The sequence below is a fragment of the Fervidobacterium sp. genome, from assembly GCF_059913585.1.
Genome location: NZ_DBOLZL010000023.1, coordinates 38,249 through 61,302, shown reverse-complemented (window position 1 = coordinate 61,302; position 23,054 = coordinate 38,249). Strand labels below are relative to the sequence as shown.

General features: G+C 38.8%; 22 protein-coding genes. 16 read left to right on the top strand and 6 right to left on the bottom strand.

All coding sequences use genetic code 11. The features are described 5' to 3' along the window. Positions 1 to 81: 81 nt before the first annotated feature. The 4 genes from AC3M61_RS08790 to AC3M61_RS08775 form a co-directional block, all read right to left on the bottom strand. Positions 82 to 1,482, bottom strand: a complete 1,401-nt coding sequence (locus AC3M61_RS08790) for an esterase/lipase family protein (RefSeq protein WP_500780495.1) — start codon at positions 1,480 to 1,482, stop codon at positions 82 to 84. 20 nt (positions 1,483 to 1,502) lie between these two features. Further along, positions 1,503 to 2,315 carry a carbohydrate ABC transporter permease gene (locus AC3M61_RS08785; RefSeq protein ID WP_500780494.1) on the bottom strand — a complete coding sequence of 271 codons (813 nt, stop codon included), beginning with the start codon at positions 2,313 to 2,315 and terminating at the stop codon, positions 1,503 to 1,505. Continuing rightward, the gene (locus AC3M61_RS08780; protein ID WP_500780493.1) at positions 2,312 to 3,226 is read right to left on the bottom strand and encodes a carbohydrate ABC transporter permease; all 915 of its coding nucleotides are present in this window, start codon (positions 3,224 to 3,226) and stop codon (positions 2,312 to 2,314) included. Before AC3M61_RS08780 ends, AC3M61_RS08785 begins: the two co-directional genes overlap by 4 nt. Positions 3,227 to 3,309: 83 nt before the next feature. Continuing rightward, the gene (locus AC3M61_RS08775) at positions 3,310 to 4,569 is read right to left on the bottom strand and encodes an ABC transporter substrate-binding protein (RefSeq protein ID WP_500780492.1); all 1,260 of its coding nucleotides are present in this window, start codon (positions 4,567 to 4,569) and stop codon (positions 3,310 to 3,312) included. A gap of 307 nt (positions 4,570 to 4,876) precedes the next feature. On the opposite strand from AC3M61_RS08775, the gene AC3M61_RS08770 reads away from it, so the two are divergent. The 16 genes from AC3M61_RS08770 to AC3M61_RS08695 all read left to right on the top strand — a co-directional run bounded on the left by AC3M61_RS08770 (position 4,877) and on the right by AC3M61_RS08695 (position 20,294). Then, positions 4,877 to 5,680, top strand: coding sequence for a C40 family peptidase (locus AC3M61_RS08770; RefSeq protein ID WP_500780491.1), 804 nt, complete (start codon positions 4,877 to 4,879; stop codon positions 5,678 to 5,680). A gap of 37 nt (positions 5,681 to 5,717) precedes the next feature. Next, positions 5,718 to 5,954 carry a hypothetical protein gene (locus AC3M61_RS08765; protein ID WP_500780490.1) on the top strand — a complete coding sequence of 79 codons (237 nt, stop codon included), beginning with the start codon at positions 5,718 to 5,720 and terminating at the stop codon, positions 5,952 to 5,954. After that, positions 5,927 to 7,360, top strand: coding sequence for a hypothetical protein (locus AC3M61_RS08760; protein WP_500780489.1), 1,434 nt, complete (start codon positions 5,927 to 5,929; stop codon positions 7,358 to 7,360). Before AC3M61_RS08765 ends, AC3M61_RS08760 begins: the two co-directional genes overlap by 28 nt. Positions 7,361 to 7,388: 28 nt before the next feature. Continuing rightward, the gene (locus AC3M61_RS08755) at positions 7,389 to 8,273 is read left to right on the top strand and encodes an AEC family transporter (RefSeq protein ID WP_500780488.1); all 885 of its coding nucleotides are present in this window, start codon (positions 7,389 to 7,391) and stop codon (positions 8,271 to 8,273) included. Between the two features lie 44 nt (positions 8,274 to 8,317). Beyond that, on the top strand, positions 8,318 to 9,172 hold the full coding sequence (locus tag AC3M61_RS08750; RefSeq protein ID WP_448379152.1) for a glycine--tRNA ligase subunit alpha: 855 nt from the start codon (positions 8,318 to 8,320) through the stop codon (positions 9,170 to 9,172). After that, entirely contained in the window at positions 9,165 to 11,177 is a 2,013-nt protein-coding gene (glyS, locus tag AC3M61_RS08745) for a glycine--tRNA ligase subunit beta (RefSeq protein ID WP_500780487.1), read from the top strand. The genes AC3M61_RS08750 and glyS overlap by 8 nt, the downstream gene beginning before the upstream one ends. Before the next feature lie 31 nt (positions 11,178 to 11,208). Beyond that, positions 11,209 to 11,988, top strand: a complete 780-nt coding sequence (locus tag AC3M61_RS08740; protein WP_500780486.1) for a hypothetical protein — start codon at positions 11,209 to 11,211, stop codon at positions 11,986 to 11,988. Between the two features lie 62 nt (positions 11,989 to 12,050). Beyond that, positions 12,051 to 12,803 carry a basic amino acid ABC transporter substrate-binding protein gene (locus AC3M61_RS08735; RefSeq protein WP_500780485.1) on the top strand — a complete coding sequence of 251 codons (753 nt, stop codon included), beginning with the start codon at positions 12,051 to 12,053 and terminating at the stop codon, positions 12,801 to 12,803. Positions 12,804 to 12,894: 91 nt separating this feature from the next. Beyond that, the gene (locus AC3M61_RS08730) at positions 12,895 to 13,560 is read left to right on the top strand and encodes an amino acid ABC transporter permease (RefSeq protein ID WP_500780484.1); all 666 of its coding nucleotides are present in this window, start codon (positions 12,895 to 12,897) and stop codon (positions 13,558 to 13,560) included. After that, positions 13,557 to 14,339, top strand: coding sequence for an amino acid ABC transporter ATP-binding protein (locus AC3M61_RS08725; protein ID WP_500780483.1), 783 nt, complete (start codon positions 13,557 to 13,559; stop codon positions 14,337 to 14,339). The genes AC3M61_RS08730 and AC3M61_RS08725 overlap by 4 nt, the downstream gene beginning before the upstream one ends. A 288-nt stretch (positions 14,340 to 14,627) precedes the next feature. Then, positions 14,628 to 15,416 carry a DUF4912 domain-containing protein gene (locus tag AC3M61_RS08720; RefSeq protein ID WP_500780482.1) on the top strand — a complete coding sequence of 263 codons (789 nt, stop codon included), beginning with the start codon at positions 14,628 to 14,630 and terminating at the stop codon, positions 15,414 to 15,416. Between the two features lie 2 nt (positions 15,417 to 15,418). After that, positions 15,419 to 17,020 (top strand): glycoside hydrolase family 57 protein, encoded by a 1,602-nt coding sequence (locus tag AC3M61_RS08715; protein WP_500780481.1) that lies wholly within the window; start codon positions 15,419 to 15,421, stop codon positions 17,018 to 17,020. Positions 17,021 to 17,205: 185 nt separating this feature from the next. Beyond that, the gene (locus AC3M61_RS08710) at positions 17,206 to 17,781 is read left to right on the top strand and encodes a 2-oxoacid:acceptor oxidoreductase subunit gamma family protein (RefSeq protein WP_500780480.1); all 576 of its coding nucleotides are present in this window, start codon (positions 17,206 to 17,208) and stop codon (positions 17,779 to 17,781) included. After that, a complete protein-coding gene (locus tag AC3M61_RS08705) occupies positions 17,774 to 18,124 on the top strand; it encodes a 4Fe-4S binding protein (protein ID WP_064012302.1) in 351 nt (116 codons plus the stop codon). The genes AC3M61_RS08710 and AC3M61_RS08705 overlap by 8 nt, the downstream gene beginning before the upstream one ends. Positions 18,125 to 18,136: 12 nt before the next feature. Next, the gene (gene porA, locus AC3M61_RS08700) at positions 18,137 to 19,306 is read left to right on the top strand and encodes a pyruvate synthase subunit PorA (protein ID WP_500780479.1); all 1,170 of its coding nucleotides are present in this window, start codon (positions 18,137 to 18,139) and stop codon (positions 19,304 to 19,306) included. A gap of 13 nt (positions 19,307 to 19,319) precedes the next feature. Further along, complete coding sequence (locus AC3M61_RS08695) at positions 19,320 to 20,294, top strand: thiamine pyrophosphate-dependent enzyme (RefSeq protein WP_500780478.1); 975 nt, start codon at positions 19,320 to 19,322, stop codon at positions 20,292 to 20,294. Between the two features lie 62 nt (positions 20,295 to 20,356). Here the strand turns inward: AC3M61_RS08695 and AC3M61_RS08690 are convergent, their stop codons facing one another. Together AC3M61_RS08690 and AC3M61_RS08685 are read right to left on the bottom strand one after the other, a co-directional pair. Continuing rightward, positions 20,357 to 21,976, bottom strand: coding sequence for a ClC family H(+)/Cl(-) exchange transporter (locus AC3M61_RS08690; RefSeq protein ID WP_500780477.1), 1,620 nt, complete (start codon positions 21,974 to 21,976; stop codon positions 20,357 to 20,359). 38 nt (positions 21,977 to 22,014) lie between these two features. Continuing rightward, entirely contained in the window at positions 22,015 to 22,959 is a 945-nt protein-coding gene (locus tag AC3M61_RS08685) for a radical SAM/SPASM domain-containing protein (RefSeq protein WP_500780476.1), read from the bottom strand. Positions 22,960 to 23,054: the final 95 nt, after the last annotated feature.

Below are 23,054 nucleotides of genomic sequence, written 5' to 3'. Positions count from 1 at the left end.
AAGTAATCGAATAACCAAAATACTCAATTAAACTTTTGAAATTACTCTGGCAGTGTTATTTAAAAAATTTCAGTAGTTTATTTAGTTACTGTTTTGCTCTTCCGGAACGCTAAGAGTAACGTTGAAAAAGAACTTCATAGCTTTGCTTATAACTGTTGGATTAATTGCTAAGTCGTAGTGAGTAAAACCATTAATAACTTCCGTGTTAGCAAGAGCACTAGCACTTTGTAAAGGAACGGCACCGTCGCTCTTTGAGAAATCAGAACCAAAAATTTTTGCCATTAAAGCAGCTACTATTGCATGTCCTAAAGTATTGGTTACTCCGTTTGACCATGCAGTACTTATCATGCTTGACAAATCAGAGTACGGGACAACACCGGCAAACGTTTTGTATGTGACACCAGTTGGAATTGATGGATGCTGCACACCGTATACCAAATATCTGTAATTTGGAGCTTCAACGAAAACACCACCCATATTAGCAAGTATTAGCGCATTCTTTATCAAAGCCCAGTCACTCCTTGATGAAAGCTTGTTTTTGTCCATAACGACAAGATTTCCAAGAGGACTTCCTATGTGTGGTGTTCCAGAGAAAATAACTTTAGCTACATAAGTTCTAAAGACAGGGTTTTGCAGTGCATATCTAAGAACCAATCCACCCATACTGTGAGCAAAAAAGTAAAATTTCGTTTTTAAAGTACTTCCGAGAGTATTAATCGACTGGATTAGAACACTTGCACTAACATCTAGTGGCACGTCTAAAGTTGGATATGCAAAAAAGTACAGACCATAATGTTTAGGCACATACGAGCTCCATTTGTTAACAATGTCTTTCTTGTAGTTGCTCCATAAACCGGAAATTTCTGATGAATCGATGCCGTGTATAAGAACTATAGATGGATATCCACTGGATGCTTTCCTTATTTCGTAAAGTGCAGGTGTTGCTCGTGTCCATCTATTTGAACTGATATTAGAGTATTCAAAAAACGGTATTATTTTATATAGAGATTTGTAGATTGGTAGAACGTACGCTTTATAGTAAGTATAATACCTGCCATAAGGGTTAAAGTACGTGTAATAAAGTACTACGGTTTGTGATTGCGAACCAACGAAAACTGTGTTTGAAGCTCTCATGAACGTTGTTTTGTCAAAATCCTTGGCTTCGACGGTGAACTTGTAGTTACCATATCTTGGCAGGCTAACTTGAAATTCTGTTGTGGACAAATCACTTTCAACATATTGATACACGACTTCGCCTTGTTCGTTTTCTACGGTAATAACTATATTTTCGAGAATATTGCTATATGCGCTCAGTCCGGGAGAGACTTTTTCAACTTCCTCATTTTCTGTAGACTTTACTATAACTCTTACGGATACGCTTTCTGTGGCTTTTGAATCGAATTGAGCACACCCCATTAGTAACATCATAATCGCAACCAGCAATAAAGCTAAGGTAAGCAAACTACGACAAAGCTTAAACATACCACAACCTCCTCTCTTTATTATTGTTTCACAGAGCCAAGAACACCTTGAACAAACTGTTTCTGCAAAGCAAAGAAGACAACGAGCATTGGTAAGGTTGCAATAACAACCGCCATCATGACAACTCCAAAATCTGGTGTATAACCTGATGCAATACTAGAAATCATAAGAACAATTGTTTTATTTTGTTCACTTTGTATAATGACAAGTGGCCAGAGATATGCATTCCAACTTGTCATGAAAGCATATATAGCTGCTGCCGCATATGCAGACTTCATGGATGGCAAAACTATCGAGAAAAATATTCTCAATTCGTTTGCACCGTCAACTCGTGCCGCCATTATAATCTCTTTCGGATACTGCTTGAAACTTTGTCTGAAGAAAAATGTTAGAAATACAGAAGGAATCATCGGTAGTATGACACCCCAATGAGAGTCTATAAGGTTGAAAAAATACATAAGTCTGAAAAGTGGAACCATTAGGGCAGCGAATGGAATCATCATAGTAAGTAAGAGAGCAGAATACACCTTGTTGCGTGATTTTGAAGCGTATATTTCAAAACCATATCCGGCCATCGATGAGACAATAATTGAAAATACCACAACGAAGAGCGATATCTTTGTTGAGTTTAGAAGGATTCTTCCTAAGTTGTAGTTCTCCCACAGATTTTTCAGATTGTTCAAGAATTCCCTCCCAAAAGTGAGTTTTCCTTTTAGAACATCAACGGAACTGTTGGTGCTTCCAACGATCATCCAGTAAAACGGAAAAACAGATATGAAAGCCGAAACTGTAAGAAAGAAGTATATAAGAGTGTATCTTAATTTTCTGCTCATTCTTTCTCACCCGCCACTTTAAACTGAATAGTAGCAAGAACTGCGGCAATCATAACTATAACATACGAAATAGCTGAAGCATAACCAAAGTTTGGAGAGTATTTGAAACACACGTTGTATATATAGACAGAAGGAGTTAGAAGTGAATTCCCTGGTCCAACACTTGAACCTGTTACAACACCAGCTGCTAAATTCATCGGTTCGTCGAAAAGTTGCAAAGTGCCTATCGTAGATGTAATTGTTGTGAAAAGTATAATGGGTTTTAGCAAGGGAATTGTAATTTTGAAAAACTGCACAGTTTTTGTTGCGCCATCAATTTCGGCTGCTTCGTAAACCTCTATTGGTATATTTTGTAGCCCAGCTAAGTAGAACATCATGTTGTAACCTGTCCATCTCCAGGTCAAAGCTATTATCAGGGTCACTTTTGCCCAAAAAGGATCAAGCAACCATCTTATCGGCTCCTTTATAAGGCCGATAGTTATAAGCACATGGTTCACAAGACCATCGTTACTGAACATTACTCTGAAAATTACCGTGTAAGCGACTAAAGAAGTAACAGCAGGAAGAAAAAGTGCTGTCCGGTAAATACCTTTGAATCTTATTTTAGGGTCATTCAGTAAAGTTGCGAAAATCAAAGCAAGGAAGAGCATAATTGGAACTTGAATCACTAGGATTGTTAGGATATTTTTCAGAGAAAGAAGAAAGTATGTATCCTTAAAAAGCTTTATGTAGTTGCCAAATCCTACAAAGGTCTTTAAGAAACCTCTCGTTGAAAAGGTAGATAGATAGATAGAATACACAATGGGGTAAAAGACAAATAAAACTACACCTATCAACATGACACTAATGAATATCCATCCCCATTTATCCCAAACAGATTCTAACCCTTTTCTTTTATGGCTTCTTGGCATTTTTTCATTCCTCCTTGATATCTTTGAGGGGGTATTAAAAAAACGGGAAGGTCCGGAGACCTTCCCGGAAGAAATGCAAAAAATCACCTAATTGAGTTCAGAAATTGTTGTTCTGCTTTCTTCAGAGCTTCGTCTATAGAAAGCTTCCCACTGTAAACATCGGGCATAACACTCATAATTGCAGCGTCAGCTTCATAAGTGTAAACGCCGAAGTCCACTGGTGGTATCTTCTTCATCCATTCTGAGAAAAGTTGGAAGACTTGTTGGTTACCAAAGAACGGATCTTTTGCTTTGTAAGCAGAACCACCTTGAGCTGGTAACCATGTGCCAACTGCTCCGCGCTCGACTAATATCTTTTGATAGAAATTGGCATCACGTGCGTATATCTTCTTCAAGAAGTCGATAGCAACATCTCTATATTTGCTGTTTTGCAATACATACCAGCTTGAACCACCGAGGTTTGATGCGTTAACGGATTCCTTAAGGTTCATTCTTGGCACAGGTGCAACTCTCCATTTACCTGCCTGACTCTTTTCAGCTTTAATGGAACCAATAATCCATACACCGGTTACAACAGCCGCGACTTCGCCTCTGTTAAATGCACCTACCCATTCGTTCCAACCTGAAACTTCCTTTGCAATGCCGGAATCTTTAATTTCCTTATAAAGCCTAACTGCTTCCTTTAAAACGGGATTATTTGCAATATATGGCTTTCCGGATTTGTCAAAGTACCAGCTCCCAGCCGATTGCAAGAGTATTCTCATCAAACCTCCATCGTATGGGTCTGCTGCGATCATATATTTTCCTGTCTTTTCTTTAACAACTTTTCCAATTTCAATGAACCTATCCCATGTGATGTTTTCGAGGTCAGATGGTTTGAACCCAGCTTGCTCGATGTAGTCTACTCTGTAGAAAAATCCTGCAACACCTGAGTCAAATGGAACACCGTAAACTTTGTTGTTTAGAGTCATGAGTTTTACTTTGTATGGAGCGAATTCTGACCATGTGAAGTGTTTTGTTAAATCAGCAAATGCCCCAGGGTATGATTGTAGGTATTTTTGCGCGTTGTAATCTTCGATAAGTACTATTTCAGGGAGTCCCGTTTTCACACCAGATGCGAGTATCGTATTCAGTTTTTGTTCTACATCTGCTTTTGCCATGTTTACAATCTCAAACTCGACATTTGGGTTGATTTTCTTGTACCTCGCTGCAGCTTCTTGCATAATTGGAATGTTGAAGTTTGGATCCCAAGCCCAGATGGTTATCTTTGCCTTCTCAGCATATAACAGAGCCGCCACACCAATCAAAAGAACAACTAAAATCCTAACGAACATCCTCTTCATACTTTCACCTCCTCAAAGGTTTGGAAATACTTGTGAATACGCTGACACACCTTTTGTGAAATGTGATGAACTTTTTCAAGCATGCTTGTTCTCTACTGAACTGTAAGTCTGGTAACGTTACCGAAATTTCCTACCAAAATTTTACCAAAACAGCCCATGAAAATCGCAATGCGAATAACAGCTGAAAAGTATCACTTTTACCAGAAATACCTTAGTATTATTAGTCATACTTTTTCATTGTTAGATTTTCTCGCTTAATCTCTTTGAAAAAGATTAAACCCGATAAGGAACCGGGATGTGATATAATATGCTTGAAAAACATTTTATAAAAGGACGTGCGATAATGAATGCTATGGTTGTGACACCTGTTACAGATGTTCGTGCGGAACGAAGATTCAAAAGTGAAAGGATTCATCAGCTTGTTTTTGGAGAGATTGTAGAAGTTGTGGAAGATGTCCGAAGCTTGGAAAAATTTGACTACATCTTGGTACGAGATGTAAGACTTGACTATAAAGGTTACGTGAATAAAAATACCCTGCATTTTATGAGTGAAGAGGAATATGAGCAAATTAAAAACTCCAAAATTATAAAAGTTTCCGTACCGTTTTGTAGGGTAAGCGGTACTGTGAGTTTTTTACTTCCATTTGGGAGCAGACTATACACTAAAAACGGAAAAGATTTTTTCCTGCCGAATGGATTCATTTATAACGTAGTTGATGAACCAAATGAGAGTTTCAACTCCGTCGTTGAACTGGCACTCCAGATGATTGGAGTTCCGTATCTTTGGGGTGGAACATCTTCTTATGGTTTTGACTGCTCCGGTTTTGTCAATAGGCTTTATGATGTTGCATTGAATATCGACATACCAAGGGATGCAGGGGACCAGGAAAATAGATACCCACAGATTGCAACAATCGATGAATATGAAAAACTAATGCCTGGTGATTTGCTTTACATGCAAGGACATGTAATGATGTACATCGGGGACGGGAAAATTGTGCATGCAAATGGTCATAACATGTGTGTGTCTATAACTGATTTGAATGATGATGAGTATGGGAAGTATTTAAAATCACAGATTAGGAAGGTTTGCAGAGTTAGCTCAACATGATAAAATTAACATCAAGAAATAAACTGGAGGTGGCGTTATGGGAAAATACGAAATGGATTTTGAAAAATATAGAAAAGCTGTCGAAAAGGTCATCCAAAGGTTTGCAGACAGAGGATGGGAAGAAATCAGGGTTGAAGAGATTTGGTTTGAAACCTCACTTCCTATTGATTTGATACTTGAAGTTATTAATCAAGGTGTTTTAATACCGCCCGAAGTTAACTCTATTACATACGGAGGGAAGGTCATATGGAAAAAGGGGGAACAGGAAATCTAAAGTTTTTCTTTCTATTGCCCTTGTTTTTATTTTGTTTATCATATACTACTTCGGCTTTTGCTTTAGAATTTTCTTTGGCAAGTAGCTATAGCTTTGGTAGCAACCTTTTTTTGTTGTACAACGAAAGGGAAATTATCAACAAGTCCTCCTTCTGGACTTTTGATGTTGGTATCTTTCATCTGTCTGATGTTTTTGAATTCAAAGCTTCGATGCTTGCAAAAAATGATAGTGTCTTTAACGATCCATTTTCTGAGTCATACTATGCAGGGTTTTATTTCGATTTCAAAGAAGGTTCGATATCTTTTAGAAATAATGTTTTTTCAGTTACGTTAGGTAGAACACACTTGGGAGATGTTGTTCTTAGTCCATATTCGCTTTTTATTTCATCTGTCAATATGCCGAGGAATACAATAGAAATCTCGTACGATGATGGGAAGTTCATCTACATAACAAGGTGGACACAGCTGTGTGAACTAAAATTTGGAGCAGATGAACGCGAAAGATTAAAAAGCTCGAACTACAAAGTCTACGCTTTGAAGGTTGGGAAGCTCAGATTCGGATACGAAGATGTAGCTGTGTACGTTGGACAAAACTTTAACTTTGAGTATTTCGCGAATCCAGTTCCTTCATTTTTCATACAATATGTAAACGATGCTGGGAGACCTTATCCAGAAGGCGTTGGGGAAACGAATTATATTAGTGGATTCTTCTTAGATTACACAGATATTGACAGGTATTACTATATTCAAGTTCTCGTCGATGATATAAACATGAATAGATTCATCCATCCGGAAAGTTACCAGAATCCGGACAAGATTGCTTGGTCACTGGGGTTGGTTCAAAAAACAAATATAGGAACATTTAGCTTTTATCATGCTGGAGCAACGAAGTATACATTCCAACCATCAGCAGAATCTGGAAACCAAATGTTCTATGGATATACGTATTATCCTTATTTTGTTTACACTAGGGATGGAAAGAACGTAGTATTACCGTTTGAACTGTTATACGCAGGGTACAAATATGGGGAAAACAACCTGGCGTTTATGGTGAATTACATACCAAGTTTTATCCCTGGCTTCAACGCAAATTTTGAATTCGTTATTCTTGGTGAAAGGTCGCCTGTTAACGCATGGAACGATAGAACAACATATTTACCAGGAACGCATCTGCTCGATGATCCGGTAAAAGAATATAGGGCAATTGGGACGATTTCCTATTCCGGAGGCATTTCAAGAAATCTTAAATTCTGGGCTTCTGTCAGCGCAGGTTTTATTTGGAATGCATCAACACTTGTTGAAGTTAGTAGTGATAATGTAAGAAAGCCACTTTTAAGACCGCAAGAAGGAAACAACCTGCCGTTCTTCTCAGGTAACTTTGGGGTTTCTTTCAGGAAATCTTTCTAAGATTAGAATTAAAAGTGAGGGAAAAGTTTTGATAAAGCAAGCATTTAATGCGGTGGTTCCTTCGTTTATAATGATGTTTGTTGGTTACATCTACGGTAAGTTGTTTAAAGATGATATATCGCTGTTCAATAAAATTGCTACTTGGTTGATGGCACCTATTGTAACTTTTGCTTTCATGAATGACTACATTCCTACTGCTGGTGTGCTCTTGCGTTATGGAATTGGCTTTTCCGTGATGTTTGCTATATCGTTCTTGATTTCGAGGTTGCATAAAGAAGACAGGGAGATATTCTTCACGGGAAATGTGTATGTGAACTCTGGCTACCTTGGTTATCCGGTACTAATGGCACTTTGGGGAGAAAAAGCACTTGCGCTTGGTGTGGTTTACTCATTTGTAAATGTACTTGTAGGTAGCACCTTACTTCCAGCGCTTATCAGGGGCAAGCTTGAGTTAAGAAACATTTTGAAGCTTCCTTTCCTCTATGCTATCATCTTGGGTTGGGGATTTGGAATAGCGGGAATTTCGTATAAACAACTTCCTGGAGGAGTTCTTACGGCTTTTAACTGGCTCAAAGAAATGGCGATACCATTTTTACTATTACAAGTTGGACTTGGTATCTCGAGAATCAAATTTGAGACTTCGGAAATAAAGGGTTACAGCCTGGTAATTGTTGAACGACTTTTGTTAATTCCTCTGATGTTGCTACCAATAACGTTCTTTTTTGAACCACTTGAAGCAAAAGTATTCCTTCTTGAATGTGCTATGCCTATAGGTGTCAACAGTGTTGTGGTTATAGGTGCTTTTAAAAAGGAACTTGTTCCGAAAGCAGGAATGAGTGTTGCACTTACAACTCTCTTTTCTTTAGTGACTCTTCCACTTTGGGCGTATGTGATTGAGAGAATCTTTGGTTGAGTTTAAATTGTAGAGTATTATAAATTCGAAGGGAGGAACCTGATGTGTACTTGCAGGACGTGATAAAGACCCTTGATGAATTTTGGGCAAGCCAAGGTTGTTTTATTGAACAACCCTACGACATGGAAATGGGAGCTGGAACATTCCATACGTCAACCTTCTTTGGCGTATTGAGGAAAAGACCTTGGAATGTTGCTTTTGTGCAACCGAGCCGAAGACCCACTGATGGTAGATACGGGGAAAATCCAAATAGAATGCAAAGATTTTATCAGTATCAAGTAATACTTAAACCACATCCGGAAAGGTCTCAAGAGCTTTATTTGGAATCGTTAAAAGCACTCGGAATAGACCCAAAAGAGCACGATATACGCTTTGTTGAAGATAACTGGGAATCGCCAACGCTGGGTGCATGGGGAATTGGATGGGAAGTTTGGCTTGATGGTATGGAGATTACTCAATTTACGTACTTCCAACAAGTCGGAGGAATTTCCTTAACGGAAATCCCTTTGGAAATCACATATGGTGTAGAAAGAATAGCAATGTATCTGCAGGGTGTCGATAACGTTTATGATGTAATGTGGAACAAAGATGTTAGATACGGAGAACTTTTCAAAGAAAACGAAAGGCAATTTTCTATCTACAACTTTGAAGAAGCCAACACAGATGCGCTCTTTACGCTTTACGATATATACAGAAAAGAGTTTGAGAGATTAATAGAAAAAGGTTTGCTCTTCCCTGCGTATGAACAGTTGCTTAAGTGTTCGCATACATTCAACTTGCTTGATGCACGAAATGCGATAAGTGTTGCACAAAGGCAGACATTTATAAGAGACATAAGAGCTATGGCAAGTAAATGTGCAAAGGCATTTGTTGAAGCGGAGGGTGGTAAAAATGAGTGAATTCCTTTTTGAAATAGGAGTTGAAGAGCTCCCCACAACGGAAGTGCCCGTGATAATTCAACAACTTTCTGAGAAGGTGCCAGATACATTAAAGAATGAAGGAGTTCAATTCGAAAAGTTCGAAGTCTTTGTGGCTCCAAGAAGATTCGGATTTGTCTTGGATGGTCTTTCTGACACCACTCCGGACAAAGTTGTTGAAAAGAAAGGTCCAGCGGTGAATGTGGCATATGATAAAGACGGACAACCTACAAAGGCGTTGCTTGGCTTTTTGAAATCGAACGAATCAACGCTTGAAGATGTCAAAATAGTAGAGAACTATGTCTACATAACGAAAATACAAAAAGGTATAAAGACAGAGGACGTCTTGAAGAAGGTTGTACCTCAGATAATTTATGGTTTGAAATTCAGAAAACCTATGAAATGGGGAGACGGAAAGTACGAATTTGTAAGAATACCTCACCATGTTTTGGCTGTTTACAATGGACGAATTCTTGATATTGAAATTTTCGGGTTGAAATCATCGAACAAAACCGTTGGACATCGTTTCGTTAAAGACGACTACTTTGAAGTAAATTCCTACAAGGATTACTTGGAGAAGATGAACAGTTATTATGTCATTCCACAAATTGAAAAGCGAAGAGAATTCATCGTAAAACAACTCGAAGAGTTTGAAAAACAGGGGTTCGAAGTTGACAAAGATGTGTCTTTAATAGAGGAAGTTGCAATACTAACAGAATACCCAAAGATGATACAGGGTGAGTTTACAGAAAAATATCTAGAGCTTCCAGAAGAATTGATTAGAACAACGATTAAACACCATCAAAGGTCTTTCACAGTAAAGAGAAATGGAAAGATAACCAATTTATTCTTGGCATTCATCGACATGCCGGAAGATGTAAAAGGTAACGCAAGGAAAGGTTACGAAAGGGTTATCAATGCTCGATTAGAAGATGCCAGATACTACTACGACAAAGACATAAGAGTTCCGCTTGAAAAATTCAACGAGAAACTCAAAGAAATGGTGTTTCAAAAGGAGCTTGGAACGTTGTACGATAAGGTAAAAAGGATAGAAAAACTCTCACAACATATAATTGAGATTTTGGGATTGGAAAAGAAAAGTGGTACAATACTAAGGACAGCAGGGCTATGTAAGGCAGACATCGGTTCACACGTTGTGTACGAATTTCCGGAACTGCAAGGTATAATGGGTAGAATCTATGCTCTTAAAGATGGCGAACCAAAAGATGTCGCATGGGGGATTGAAGAACATTATTCTAACAATCCAACAACCATCGAAGGTGCAGTTGTGGGTATTGCGGATAGGATAGACACTGTTGTTGGGAATTTTGTGATTGGAAATTTACCAAGCGGCTCAAAAGACCCATACGGACTAAGAAGTAAGGTCGATGATATTTACTCAATCGTGGAAAAGTTCTCTTGGGATTTGGATCTGAAACCAATCATATTTGCAGCATGCGAAGAGCTAAATAAAGAATTGCCAACTGGACTTTTTGAATTTTTTGAAAACAGATTCGAACTTTATAACACTCGTTTGAGATACGATATCGCGCGTGCAGTTAGAGAACTTTGGAACAGACCCTTGAGAGGCATTCTTTCAGCACAGGCGATTATGGAATTAGTCGGGACCGATGAGTTTGAACATCTTTTGGTTGGGTTCGAGAGGGTCCATAATATAAGCAAAAAGCATGACTCTAATTATTTTGATTCCGCAAAATTCATTCAGGATGAAGAAAAAGAATTGTTCGAAAAATATCTTGAAGTAAAACCAGTGGTTATCGATTACATCAAACATCTCAACTACAAAGATGCTTTGAGAAAGATAACAGAACTCAGACCATTTATAGACAAGTACTTTGATAAAGTATTTGTAATGGTTGAAGAAGAAGATATAAGGCTTAACAGACTTGGATTTCTAAAAACAATCGATGAACTGTTCTCAGAGTTTGGGGACCTCACTTTGATTGAAAAAAAGCTCCAAGCTTGATACAAAATTTTGAGGAAAAGGGGTGAAAACGATGAAGAAACTTATATTTATCTTCTTGGTCACTGCTACTGTCTTTGCCTATGCTCATGGGGGCTATGCGGCTCAGTTATTGAATGTTTCAAAACCTTCGAGTGTAGTTGCTCAGCCTTATATGTTCAGGGCTACGCTTGTTCCTGGGAGCTCGGAAGGAGTTTATACTTTAGGGGTTGAGGGATACTTGAACATTTTTGGACTCAACTTCTCAGTTGGCACAACCTTTGAGTATCCAAACTTTGAACTAAATCAACCAGTATACGTGGGTTTGGGGATTTCTACGGGCGGATTATTCGTTGCACTCAGTTCAAATGTTCCCAGTTTTGAGCAGATTTCAGATTTGAGTGCATACGAAACACCAACTGTTGCATTTGGAGTTGCGAGCTACAAAAAGACGTCTTTCTTGTTCGCTTCGTGGTCACGGTTTGAACTTTCGTATGAAAACAGGGGAGTTTTCAAAAAACAAGACGGCCAGTTTGTTTTGAATGATTCTTTGGATTGGTTAAATGCCACTGTTAATTTTAAAGTTGAATCTTGCGATGTCGGTTACTTCCTATTTAGATTCACAGTTCCAAGCTTAAAGGATGTTGTGGAAGGTTCGTTTACCTACACCTGGGAACTTGCATTGCCAGTGAGTATGATTTACGTATATGTTGGACAACCGGATAACAATAACTGGGTGCTTGGATTAGGCATTGCAAATTCTTTCTTTAATGCCATCGGAAAATATGATATACAAACCGGACAAGTTGCTTGGATGGTTTCTGCGCAGATGTAATACTAAATAAGACATTTTAAATTCTTGTTTTTCTGATTTTATAACATGGGGAGGGATGTGGTATGAAAAGGGTTGCTGTGCTAGTTTTACTTATTGCTATGGTGATGGTTGTAACACTGAGTTTTGCACAAAGCTTAACGCAGATTAAGAAGAGAGGAAAACTAATTGTAGGCACTGAACCAACGTTTCCACCATTTGAGTTCGTTGATGAGAAAAACCAAGTTGTCGGTTTTGATATAGACATCGCTAACGAACTGGCAAAAAGGCTCGGCGTCAAGCTTGAAGTTGTGAACCTACCATTTGATAGTTTAATTCCAGCTCTATTGCAAGGGAAGATTGACTTAATCATCGCAGGTATGACCATCACTGAAGAGAGGGCAAAAGTTGTTGATTTTTCAAAACCTTATTTCGAGGCAAACCAAGCGATAGTTGTAAGAAAGGACGGAAAATTCGAACCAAAGAAGTTAGAGGAACTTGTTGGTAAAAAGGTGGCAGTCCAGCTTGGAACTACAGGTGATTTGGTTGTTAGCGAAATTGACGGAATTCAAGTTGTTAGGTTCCAAAAATTCACTGATGCGTTTTTGGAATTGCAAAACGGCCGTGTTGATGCAGTAGTACTTGACGAAGCACCTGCAAAAGCTTACGTAAAGAAATTCCCAAAGTTCTTGATTAGTGCTGTTATAGATACTGGTGAGACCTACGGAATTGCAGTCAAAAAAGGGAACAAGGAATTGTTGAACTTTGTTAATCAAACACTTGATATTTTAAAAGGTTCAGGAACGTATAACAAGTTGATTCAGAAGTGGTTTGAGTAATTCGCATAAAACCCCCTTTATGTATTCACATAAAGGGGGTTCTTTATTTTTTTAATTTTTTCGATACCTAAGATACTGTTAGAGTCTTTATATGGGAGGGAAAGTTGTGGAAGCGTTGACGGAGTTATTGAAAAGTTTTCCGTTTCTTTTCGTTGGTGCATGGGAAACACTTAAACTTACCGCTTTTTCCGTTGGTATAGGATTAATCCTGGGAACTTTCATTGGTATGGGAAGGTTATCTAAGATAAAACTAATAAATTATCCTTGTACTGCATATGTAGAGTTTTTGCGTGGAACCCCATTGCTCGTTCAGATATCAATTATCTATTTTGGTTTACCACAACTGGGAATACAACTAGCACCATATCCAGCAGCAATAACAGCACTCGGATTAAACAGCGGCGCATATATTGCTGAAATCGTTCGTGCAGGTATTCAGTCAATTCCAAGGGGTCAGTACGAAGCTGCGCGTTCATTGGGATTAACTCACTGGCAAACGATGAGGTACATAATCCTTCCACAGGCTTTTAGGAACATTTTACCAGCACTTGGTAACGAATTCATAACCCTAACAAAGGATAGTTCCCTTGCATCTGTTATAGGTGTTTCTGAATTGATGAGAAGTGGCCAATTTATAATATCTCGAACATTTCAAACATTTTCTATCTACTTTGGGATAGCGTTCATATACTTTGTCATGACATTCGTCATCTCCCGCATAGTTAGATATATTGAAAGGAGGATGGCTACAGCATGAGTAATAACAATGAAGTAATTAATGAAGTGAGCAAGTTAAATAATAGCTCGGAAAAAATTATCATTAAGATAGAGAACTTGGTGAAACGTTTTGGAAAACTTGAGGTTTTGAAAGGAATAAACCTACGAGTAAAAAAAGGAGAAACAATTGTTATCATCGGTCCCAGTGGCGGAGGAAAAAGCACACTTTTGAGATGTATAAACAAACTCGAAGAATATCAAGGTGGTAAGATATACTTAGATGGTGTGGATGTTAATGAATACGATGTAAATCAGCTCAGAACAAGAATAGGTATGGTTTTCCAGCAGTTCAACCTCTTTCCTCATATGAACGTATTAGACAATCTAATCCTTGCTCCAACTAAGGTGAAAAAAATGCCAAGAGAACAAGCAATTGAGAAGGCAAAAGTATTACTCAGTAGGGTGGGCCTACTTGACAAAATAGATGCCTACCCGGAGCAACTTTCCGGTGGTCAAAAACAAAGGGTGGCAATTGCAAGAGCATTGATGATGGACCCTGAAATTATGCTTTTTGATGAGCCTACATCTGCACTTGACCCTGAACTCGTTGGCGAGGTTCTTGATGTTATGAAAGACCTCGCACGGAGTGGTATGACCATGCTTGTTGTTACCCATGAAATGGGTTTTGCCCGTGATGTGGCTGACCGTATAGTGTTTATTTCTCAAGGTGTCGTTGAGGAGGAAGGAACACCAGAAGAGATTTTGAGAAATCCTAAGAAACCAAGAACACGCGAATTTCTAAGAAGAATACTAGAGTAGCTTCATGCATCTTTTTTAAATATTCTTAAAGTTTGCTATCAAAGGAGCCCATTGTTTGGGCTCCTTTTTTCATGATGAATCCTTAATTTTACGAGAGGAAATACATTTTTAAATTAAAGTAAGTATGTTGTAATCATATACTTGGTGATAAATAATGGATAGTATTGAGCTTTAAACACCAATATATGTATAATTCTTGTTCTTACAACAGTTTACAACTATGAGGACTTGTAGTAACATTTTACGTGAAAGTCAAACTACAACAAAAGCCTGGGGGGTGAACTTGGTATGAGTATTGTAAAGCAGTTGGAAGAATGGTTAAGTCAGGAACGGACGATTCAGGAATTGAAAGCAAAAGCAAAAGAACTCGGTTTAGCGGTTAAAAAGCAGATGACAAAAAGCGATGTAAGGAAGCTTATCGAAAGGTATATTGAAAGAATGAAAGCTGTCCAACCTGAAGAAGCTGAGCAATCAAGACCGTCCTCGTCTACTTCCTCTGCAGGTCAAGTCCAGACAACATCGCAGCCGATTAAGGAAGATGTATCAATCCCTGATACCTACAACAAAGATAAACTTGTTGCGATGCCTGTCAATCCTTTCTGGATTCACATTTACTGGGACCTAAGTCATGCAAACAGAGAATTTTTGAAATCTCATGAAGTGAAAAAGGTTGTTTTGAGGGTTTACGATGTAACCTTCATAGAGTTTGACGGGACAAACGCACACAGAACATTTGAAGTCGCTATAGATGTGCTTTCTTTAAAGAATTACTATATGAACATCCCAATGCCAGGTGCACATTATCTGGCTGAACTTGGATACTACGATTCAAATGGCAATTACAAATATCTGCTGAGATCTAACCTCTGCCGTGTTCCAGTGAACTCTCCAAGTCAGTCTACAAGGGAAAGATGGTTGGACCTTAGGAAGAGGCGAAGAATTGTTATGCCATCAGAAGGTATGCTAACACCTATCGTAGAAAGAATTAGTGGTTCAGTCCAAGGTTTGGAGCACCTTTTTCGGATTTCGAGTGCTGGAAGCATTAGTGTTATTCGACTTAGTGGGAAGGGGATGTAAGTATGCCTCGAGGACAGATGATGTTTGTTCTTCACGCTCACTTGCCTTACGTTCATCACCCAGAGTATCCGTTTTTCTTGGAAGAGCACTGGTTGTTTGAAGCTATCACGGAGACATACATCCCGTTATTGAGAATGTTCAGAAATTTGGAGCAGGATAAAGTTCCTGTGAAACTCACAATGTCGATAACTCCTCCTTTAATGGAGATGCTTGCTAATTCGAACCTTCAAAATAAATACGAAAAACATTTAGAAAAACTTGTAGAATTGGCTCGCAAGGAAGTTGCTAGAACTGCAAACGAGCATCCACGAAAACACAAAATGGCTCAGTATTACTTGCAACATCTTGAAGATACACTTTACATATTCCGTGAACAATACAAGAAGAATATCCTTAACGGTTTCAAAGAATACATGGCAAGAGGATACTTGGACATTATTACATGCAACGCAACACATGGATATTTACCATTTATGGAACAATATCCACAGGCAATTCGTGCACAATTAGAACAAGCTGTCAAAACATACGAAAGGCACATAGGAGTTAAACCACGCGGTATATGGTTGGCTGAATGTGCCTACTTCCCAGGACTCGATAAATACTTGGCAGAATATGGGCTTGAGTATTTCTTTGTTGATTCACACGCATTCTGGTATGCTGATGAAAGACCAAGGTACGGAGTCTATAGACCCATTGTTACTCCAAATAACGTTTTTGCATTTGCAAGAGACCCGGAAAGCTCTGAACAGGTGTGGAGCGCACAAATTGGGTATCCGGGAGACTCAAGGTACAGGGAATTCTACAGAGATATTGGATTCGATAGAGAATACGAATATATAAGACCTTATATAGACCCAAGTGGGGTTAGGATGAATACAGGTATAAAATACCACAAAATCACTTCGAAAGATACACCTCTTGATAAAAAAGATTATTACGATATCGACGAAGCAAAGGCAACTGCTTACGAACACGCTAAAGACTTCCTAAGAAAGAAAGAAGCCCAGATAGACTACTTATTAAACCTCTTTGAAGGTCTTGAACCAATAATCGTTGCACCATTTGATGCTGAATTATTTGGTCATTGGTGGTACGAAGGACCGTTCTTCTTGGAATACTTTATGAGGGAGGCAGCTAAGAGTCAAAAGCTCAGAGTTGTTAGAGCATGTGATGTTGTTGATTGGATAGAGAAAGTTCAGATACTTACCCCTGCCGCTTCAAGTTGGGGTGCGAACGGTTACAACGAAGTGTGGTTGAATGGAACGAATGATTGGATTTACCCACACCTACATGAAATGGTTGAAAGAATGACAGAAGTTGCAAAAGAGCATGCGGATGAAAGTGACCCATTAAAGATTCGCGTGTTGAATCAGATGGTTAGGGAATTATTGCTCGCACAATCGAGTGACTGGGCGTTTATAATGACCACAAAAACAAGTGTGGAATACGCAGTTAACAGAACCAAAACGCATATTAAACGATTCTTAAACTTGTATGATATGCTAAAGAGTGGTAATATAGATATTGGGGAGTTACAGAGGCTCGAGTACGTGGATGATATATTTCCAGATGCTGATTACAAAATGTACTTAAAAATATAACCTAGTGCAAATTTAACCATTCGGGTCTCTGAAAAAATAATCTCCCCCCGAGATGGTAACAACATCTCGGGGGTTGTGTGTTGAGATAGTGTTTTGGTAATAATAGTGAAAGTTTTATCAATCAAAATCACAGCACACTTCACAAAAGTTCCAAAATCCCGCAAATTCGAAAGGAGGTAAAGAACGTGCCGGAGAAGATATTCGAAATCAGGTGGCATGGAAGAGCTGGTCAGGGTGCAAAAAGTGCATCCCAAATGCTTGCAGAAGCCGCACTTGACATGGGTAAATACGTTCAAGCATTCCCAGAATACGGTGCGGAAAGAACAGGAGCTCCGATGAAAGCCTTCAACAGAATTTCCGACGAACCTATCCTACTACACTGTTCCGTTGAAAAGCCCAACCTTGTTGTTGTTATTGATGACACACTTTTAGGAAACCCAGATATATTAGCAGGAACAACCCCCGAAACGATACTTATAGTGAACACGGTTAAGCCTATCGAATGGATAAGGCAAAAGACAGGATTCCAAGGAAAGATTTGTGTTGTAAAAGCAACGGATATCGCGCTTGAAGAGCTTGGAAGAGGTACACCAAACACGGTTGTTCTTGGTGCAATTGCGAAGGTAACAGGTATTATTGAGCTAAAGTATGTAGAAGATAAGATTAGAGACATGTTCCTTAAAAAATTCGGTGAGGAAGTTGTTCAAAAGAACATTAGGGCACTTCACAGAGGATATGAGGAGGTGACCTGCAGTGCCTGAACTCAAGGGATGGAAGGAAATACCAATTGGTGGTTTAATCGTTGAACCAGGAAATTCAAAACAATACAAAACTGGAACTTGGAGAGTAATGAGACCCGTTTACCAACCAGAAAATTGTATCCACTGCATGCAATGCTGGTTGTATTGTCCGGATCAGGCAATAGTAGTTGAAATTGTTGATGGAAAACCAAAGATGAGAGGTTACAACTACTACTATTGTAAAGGTTGCGGCCTGTGTGCAAATGTTTGTCCAAAAAGTACAGATCCAAAGACAAAACAACCTGCTCCAGAAGACAAGAGAGCTATAGTCATGAAACCAGAAACAGAATTTGCTGAAGAGTAAGGAGGTGCGAAAATGCCTTTAAAACAAGCAATTACAGGTGCGGAAGCGATAGCTTACGCAATGAAACAAATAAATCCAGATGTTGTTGCTGCATATCCAATTACGCCACAGACACCCGTTGTCGAGTATTTTGCCAAATACGTGGCTGATGGTGTTGTTGATACCGAAATGATTCCTGTTGAAAGTGAACACTCAGCGATGAGTGCTGTTGTTGGTGCAGCAGCTGCAGGTGCAAGGGCATTCACGGCAACCGCTGCTGTTGGTCTAGCACTTATGCACGAAGTCGTATTTATTGCCGCCTCTTTGAGACTTCCAATAGTTATGGCAGTTGCCAACAGAGCACTTTCTGGTCCAATCAACATCCACTGTGATCACAGTGATGCAATGGCAGAAAGAGACAGTGGCTGGATTCAACTTTGGGCAGAAAATGCTCAGGAGGCATACGACTTTACAATAATGGCTTACAGAATAGCAGAACATCCAGATGTTAGACTTCCTGTTATGGTCAATTTCGATGGATTCATAATCTCCCACGGTGTTGAAGTAGTTGAAACACTTGATGATGACGTAGTCAAAAACTTCGTTGGAAAACCCATCAAAATGTATCCATTACTTGATACATCCAAACCAGTAACATACGGTCCACTTGACCTTTATGACTATTACTTTGAACACAAGAGACAACAGATAGAAGCAATGAAACACGTTCCGAGAGTATTCAAAGAAGTTGCGGAAGAATTTGCAAAGATTTCTGGAAGAAAATACGACCTTCTTGACGAATTCATGGTAGACGACGCTGAATATATAATGGTTGCCCTTGGCTCAACAGCCGGAACAATTAAACACACAATAAAGGAACTTAGGGCAGAAGGTAAGAAAGTAGGTCTTGTAAAGCCATGGGTCTTCAGACCTTTTGTAAAATCCGAATTCCAGAGAGTGCTTAATGCAAGAAAAGGTGTTGTTGTTCTTGACAGGTCTGCATCCTTCGGTGCAGAGGCTCCACTTTACGAGGCAGTAAAATCAGCGCTCTATGAAGTTGCAGTAAGACCACAGATTGGTAGCTATGTTTACGGTCTTGGTGGAAGAGACATAACACCAGAACACATCAGACAGGCATTTGAAGATGCCTTCAAAGGCAACTTAATAGCTGATGAAGAAAGATACCTTGGATTAAGAGAATAAGGAGGTGTAATAGATGCCACTAAATGCTATAGAACTTGCTAAGATGTTTCATGATAAAAATCCTGGAATAACACAAGGTCACAGAATGTGTCCAGGATGTGCAGCCCCAAATGTTGTAAGATTTGCCCTTATGACAGCTATCGCAAAAGGATACGAACCTATTGTTGGTCTTGCAACTGGTTGTTTGGAAGTTTCTACAACCATTTATCCTTACACATCTTGGAATGTTCCATACATTCACAACGCGTTTGAAAACGTTGCTGCAACAATTAGTGGTGTAGAAACAGCTTACAGAGCTCTTGTTAAAAAGGGTGAAATTGATAAAGATAAGAAATATGCATTCTTTGCATTCGGTGGAGACGGTGGAACTTACGATATAGGATTGCAATCACTCTCCGGAGCAGTTGAAAGAGGCCACAAATTTATTTACATCGTCTATGACAACGAAGGATACATGAATACTGGTAACCAAAGGTCAGGTGCAACACCTCCAGGTTCAGACACAACAACAGCTCCTGTTGGAAAGAAACTTCCTGGAAAACTACAGCTTAAAAAGAACCTTGTCGAGATAATGGCAGCACACGAGAATGTATACGTTGCGACAGTTTCCATTGCTGAACCTATAGATTTTATGAAGAAAATAGAAAAAGCACTTGAATTCGATGGACCATCGTTCATAGCAGCTTACTCACCTTGTGTAAGATTTTGGCGAGTTGCAGATGACAAATCTGTCGAGGTTAGTAAACTCGCAATAGAAACACTCTACTGGCCACTTTACGAAGTTGAAAGAGGAGTGTATCGTGTAACAAAGAAAATCACAAATCCAAAACCAGTGGCGGAATATATTAAATCTCAAGGAAGGTTCAAACCACTTCTTTCAAGACCAGACGCGCAAGAGATAATAGATGAGCTCCAAGAATACGTAAATAGAAGGTATGAAAGACTCCTGGCATTAGAAGAAGCAACTAAAGACAAACCAATTAGATAACGATTATCAAAAAGGCTCCGGTTTTTCCGGAGCCTTTTTATCAGGTTACTTTGATTAATCTTCTATTCACTTGCTTTATCGAGAGGCTTTTGACTTGTCGCCTTTGAAATAAGATACATTTTGCATTCTCCACTCTGTTTTTTAGAGGTTAAAACCGTTAATATATCTCCACCTTGCAGTATTAGTTTGCCGTTAGGAATGATTTCTGCACTCCCTCTCTTTACTAACACTACTAAACAACCTTTAGGCCATTGGAAATCTTTAATCATAACACCATCCAATTCAGAACCTGTGTTTACGGGGATTTCTATCAAAGTTTTCTCGTCGTAATGGTAATCTTGTTCTGGTGATTCTTCATGTTTTTCTGGCCTTGCATTTTTCACCAACATTCTTTTTAAAAGCGATTCGTATATTGGTTCCTCACGCATTAATTCAGCAGTGAAGTACGAGCTAAATGCCACAACAGACAGCTCCAAAATGTGGTTAAAAGAGCCAACCATCTCCGTTATTAACACTATACCCGTAATAGGTGCTCTTACAACTGAAGTAAAATATCCAACCATACCAAGGACTATAAAATTCGCTTTATACCCCGGTAGCGGTGAAATAGCAGTTAACGTGTTATAAACCACATCTCCAAGAAGTGCCCCAATTGCCAACATTGGAAGAAAAATACCACCTGGTGCAGATGTAGCATAACTTAGTACTGTAAGTAGGAATTTAAAAATCAATAGAACTAATAACATTCCTATTGTTTTTCTTTCATAATATATTTCTAAAATGAGTTCATGCCCACCACCTAATACTTCCGGAAACCAAAAAAGCAGGAAAATACATAACAGTGAAACAAGGAACACTTTCAATTTAATATTATCAAGCAAGCTGGAAATTTTAAGAAGTGCTCGACTGAAAATCACTCCGAATATCCCTGCCAACACGCCGAGTAACAGTAATAACAAGTAGTGTCTAAGCTCAATTGGTTGGATCAACGTAAATGAAAGAGCGGGATTTAATCCAAATACAGTTTTTGAAACAAAATCGGCAATAATTGCAGCAACCATAGAAACTATTAAAACAGATGAAGAAAAGCTCTTATGTAATTCTTCTAGTGCAAACACCACACCTGCTAACGGTGCGTTGAAAGCGGCAGCCAATCCTGCACTTGCACCTGCAGTGATTAAATACTTTTCTTCTATTTTGTTTGCTTTCCATAGTTTGCTAACCGCCATTCCAATAGTTCCACCTAATTGTATAGAGGGACCCTCTCTACCTAATGAAAAACCATTCACTATAGCTAAGATTCCACCTACAAACTTTTTGAAAAGAACGCTAAATGGATTGTAATCAAACTGTCTTAGTATTTTTCCCCTTATCTGTGGGATACCACTACCGCTACTCATTGGTTCTGATTTTACAAGCTTAGTGATGACTAAGGAGTTAATAAAAACCATTCCAAAGAGTAAAATCAAAAACTTTGGTTCATTTAACACCAGTTTGCGGATATTTTCTCGCAAAATATCTGCATTATGTATTCCTATTCTGTAAGATATTACAACCAGCCCGCTAAGAAATCCAACAAACGCTCCTTTAAGAACAAGCTTGTTTTTCATGGAGCTAATTCCAAGAAACATTTCTGTTATGGATTCTCTGTGAGATTTTGGTTCTTTAGTTTGGTTATCCATAGGTTCTAACCACCCGTTGAATTTGGGATAATGTATGTTCACAATACTTTGCAGACAAGCAAGTCACTGCTTTGATATATTAAGTGCGAATATGCAAAACAACCCGCCTCACAACTTGTCTTGTAAAATGAACAGGATGAGCACTGTTTTGGGACTATGTATTGAGGATCATAGTTGTACCAAATTTCCTTAAATGGTTTTTCATTTATGTTCCCCATATAGAATTCTGGGCTGTATCTGAAATGGCCGCACGGAACAACGGTTCCGTCAACTAAGATAGATGCATGTGTTTTTCCTGCAGTACACTCTCCACCGAAGATATTCTCTTCGATAAATAACTGTACACCTCCATTGTATTCTTCCAGCTTTTTGGCAACATATTGAATTTGTTCCTTTGTTGGCATCAATAAGTCTTTGTGCAAAAGTCCTCTTCCTACAGGAACGAAACGGTCGACGTATAAGTGTGTTCCCAATCTTTCAGCAAGTCTAAGCATATCATCTATGTATTTATAGTTCAAGGCATTCACAACGAAGAGAATAGTAACATCAAAACCTTCGTTGAGCAAATTTAGCATCCCATTCATCGTTTTATCAAAAGTTCCCTTTCCGCGAATCTTTTCATGGATTTCCGGGATTGGACCATCGAGTGAGACGCCAATTAGCAAGTTTGGGCAAGCCTGCTTAAGCTTTCTTGCTACTTCTTTTGTTACAAGCGAGGCGTTGGTGTTCATCATCATTTGCAACCCTTTTTTATAACCATACGAAAGTATTTCGTAGATATCCGAACGAACAAGTGGTTCCCCACCAACAATGTCAAGTAACTCTGCGTTGGTTTCAACAAGCTGGTCTATAGCGCTCTTCACTTGCTCAGTTGAAAGTTCATTCTTTGACTTTGGACCAGCGTTACAATAGCAGTGGATACATTGATAATTACAAGCTGTTGTAATCTCGAACTCAATATTATGTGGTCTTTCTCGAGTCATATAGAGCCCCCTTTCGGAAAGATTTTATTGACTTTCTAAATCACATTTTAGCAAATCAGACAATTTTCAACAAGCTAATTACGATTACAATTCAT

Excerpts from the sequence above, each read along its gene's own strand:
- AC3M61_RS08790 (WP_500780495.1), bottom strand. The coding sequence starts at position 1,482 with ATGTTTAAGCTTTGTCGTAGTTTGCTTACCTTAGCTTTATTGCTGGTT.
- AC3M61_RS08785 (WP_500780494.1), bottom strand. The coding sequence starts at position 2,315 with ATGAGCAGAAAATTAAGATACACTCTTATATACTTCTTTCTTACAGTT.
- AC3M61_RS08780 (WP_500780493.1), bottom strand. The coding sequence starts at position 3,226 with ATGCCAAGAAGCCATAAAAGAAAAGGGTTAGAATCTGTTTGGGATAAA.
- AC3M61_RS08775 (WP_500780492.1), bottom strand. The coding sequence starts at position 4,569 with ATGAAGAGGATGTTCGTTAGGATTTTAGTTGTTCTTTTGATTGGTGTG.
- AC3M61_RS08770 (WP_500780491.1), top strand. The coding sequence starts at position 4,877 with ATGCTTGAAAAACATTTTATAAAAGGACGTGCGATAATGAATGCTATG.
- AC3M61_RS08765 (WP_500780490.1), top strand. The coding sequence starts at position 5,718 with ATGGGAAAATACGAAATGGATTTTGAAAAATATAGAAAAGCTGTCGAA.
- AC3M61_RS08760 (WP_500780489.1), top strand. The coding sequence starts at position 5,927 with ATGGAAAAAGGGGGAACAGGAAATCTAAAGTTTTTCTTTCTATTGCCC.
- glyS (WP_500780487.1), top strand. The coding sequence starts at position 9,165 with ATGAGTGAATTCCTTTTTGAAATAGGAGTTGAAGAGCTCCCCACAACG.
- AC3M61_RS08740 (WP_500780486.1), top strand. The coding sequence starts at position 11,209 with ATGAAGAAACTTATATTTATCTTCTTGGTCACTGCTACTGTCTTTGCC.
- AC3M61_RS08735 (WP_500780485.1), top strand. The coding sequence starts at position 12,051 with ATGAAAAGGGTTGCTGTGCTAGTTTTACTTATTGCTATGGTGATGGTT.
- AC3M61_RS08730 (WP_500780484.1), top strand. The coding sequence starts at position 12,895 with ATGGGAGGGAAAGTTGTGGAAGCGTTGACGGAGTTATTGAAAAGTTTT.
- AC3M61_RS08725 (WP_500780483.1), top strand. The coding sequence starts at position 13,557 with ATGAGTAATAACAATGAAGTAATTAATGAAGTGAGCAAGTTAAATAAT.
- AC3M61_RS08720 (WP_500780482.1), top strand. The coding sequence starts at position 14,628 with ATGAGTATTGTAAAGCAGTTGGAAGAATGGTTAAGTCAGGAACGGACG.
- AC3M61_RS08715 (WP_500780481.1), top strand. The coding sequence starts at position 15,419 with ATGCCTCGAGGACAGATGATGTTTGTTCTTCACGCTCACTTGCCTTAC.
- porA (WP_500780479.1), top strand. The coding sequence starts at position 18,137 with ATGCCTTTAAAACAAGCAATTACAGGTGCGGAAGCGATAGCTTACGCA.
- AC3M61_RS08695 (WP_500780478.1), top strand. The coding sequence starts at position 19,320 with ATGCCACTAAATGCTATAGAACTTGCTAAGATGTTTCATGATAAAAAT.
- AC3M61_RS08690 (WP_500780477.1), bottom strand. The coding sequence starts at position 21,976 with ATGGATAACCAAACTAAAGAACCAAAATCTCACAGAGAATCCATAACA.
- AC3M61_RS08685 (WP_500780476.1), bottom strand. The coding sequence starts at position 22,959 with ATGACTCGAGAAAGACCACATAATATTGAGTTCGAGATTACAACAGCT.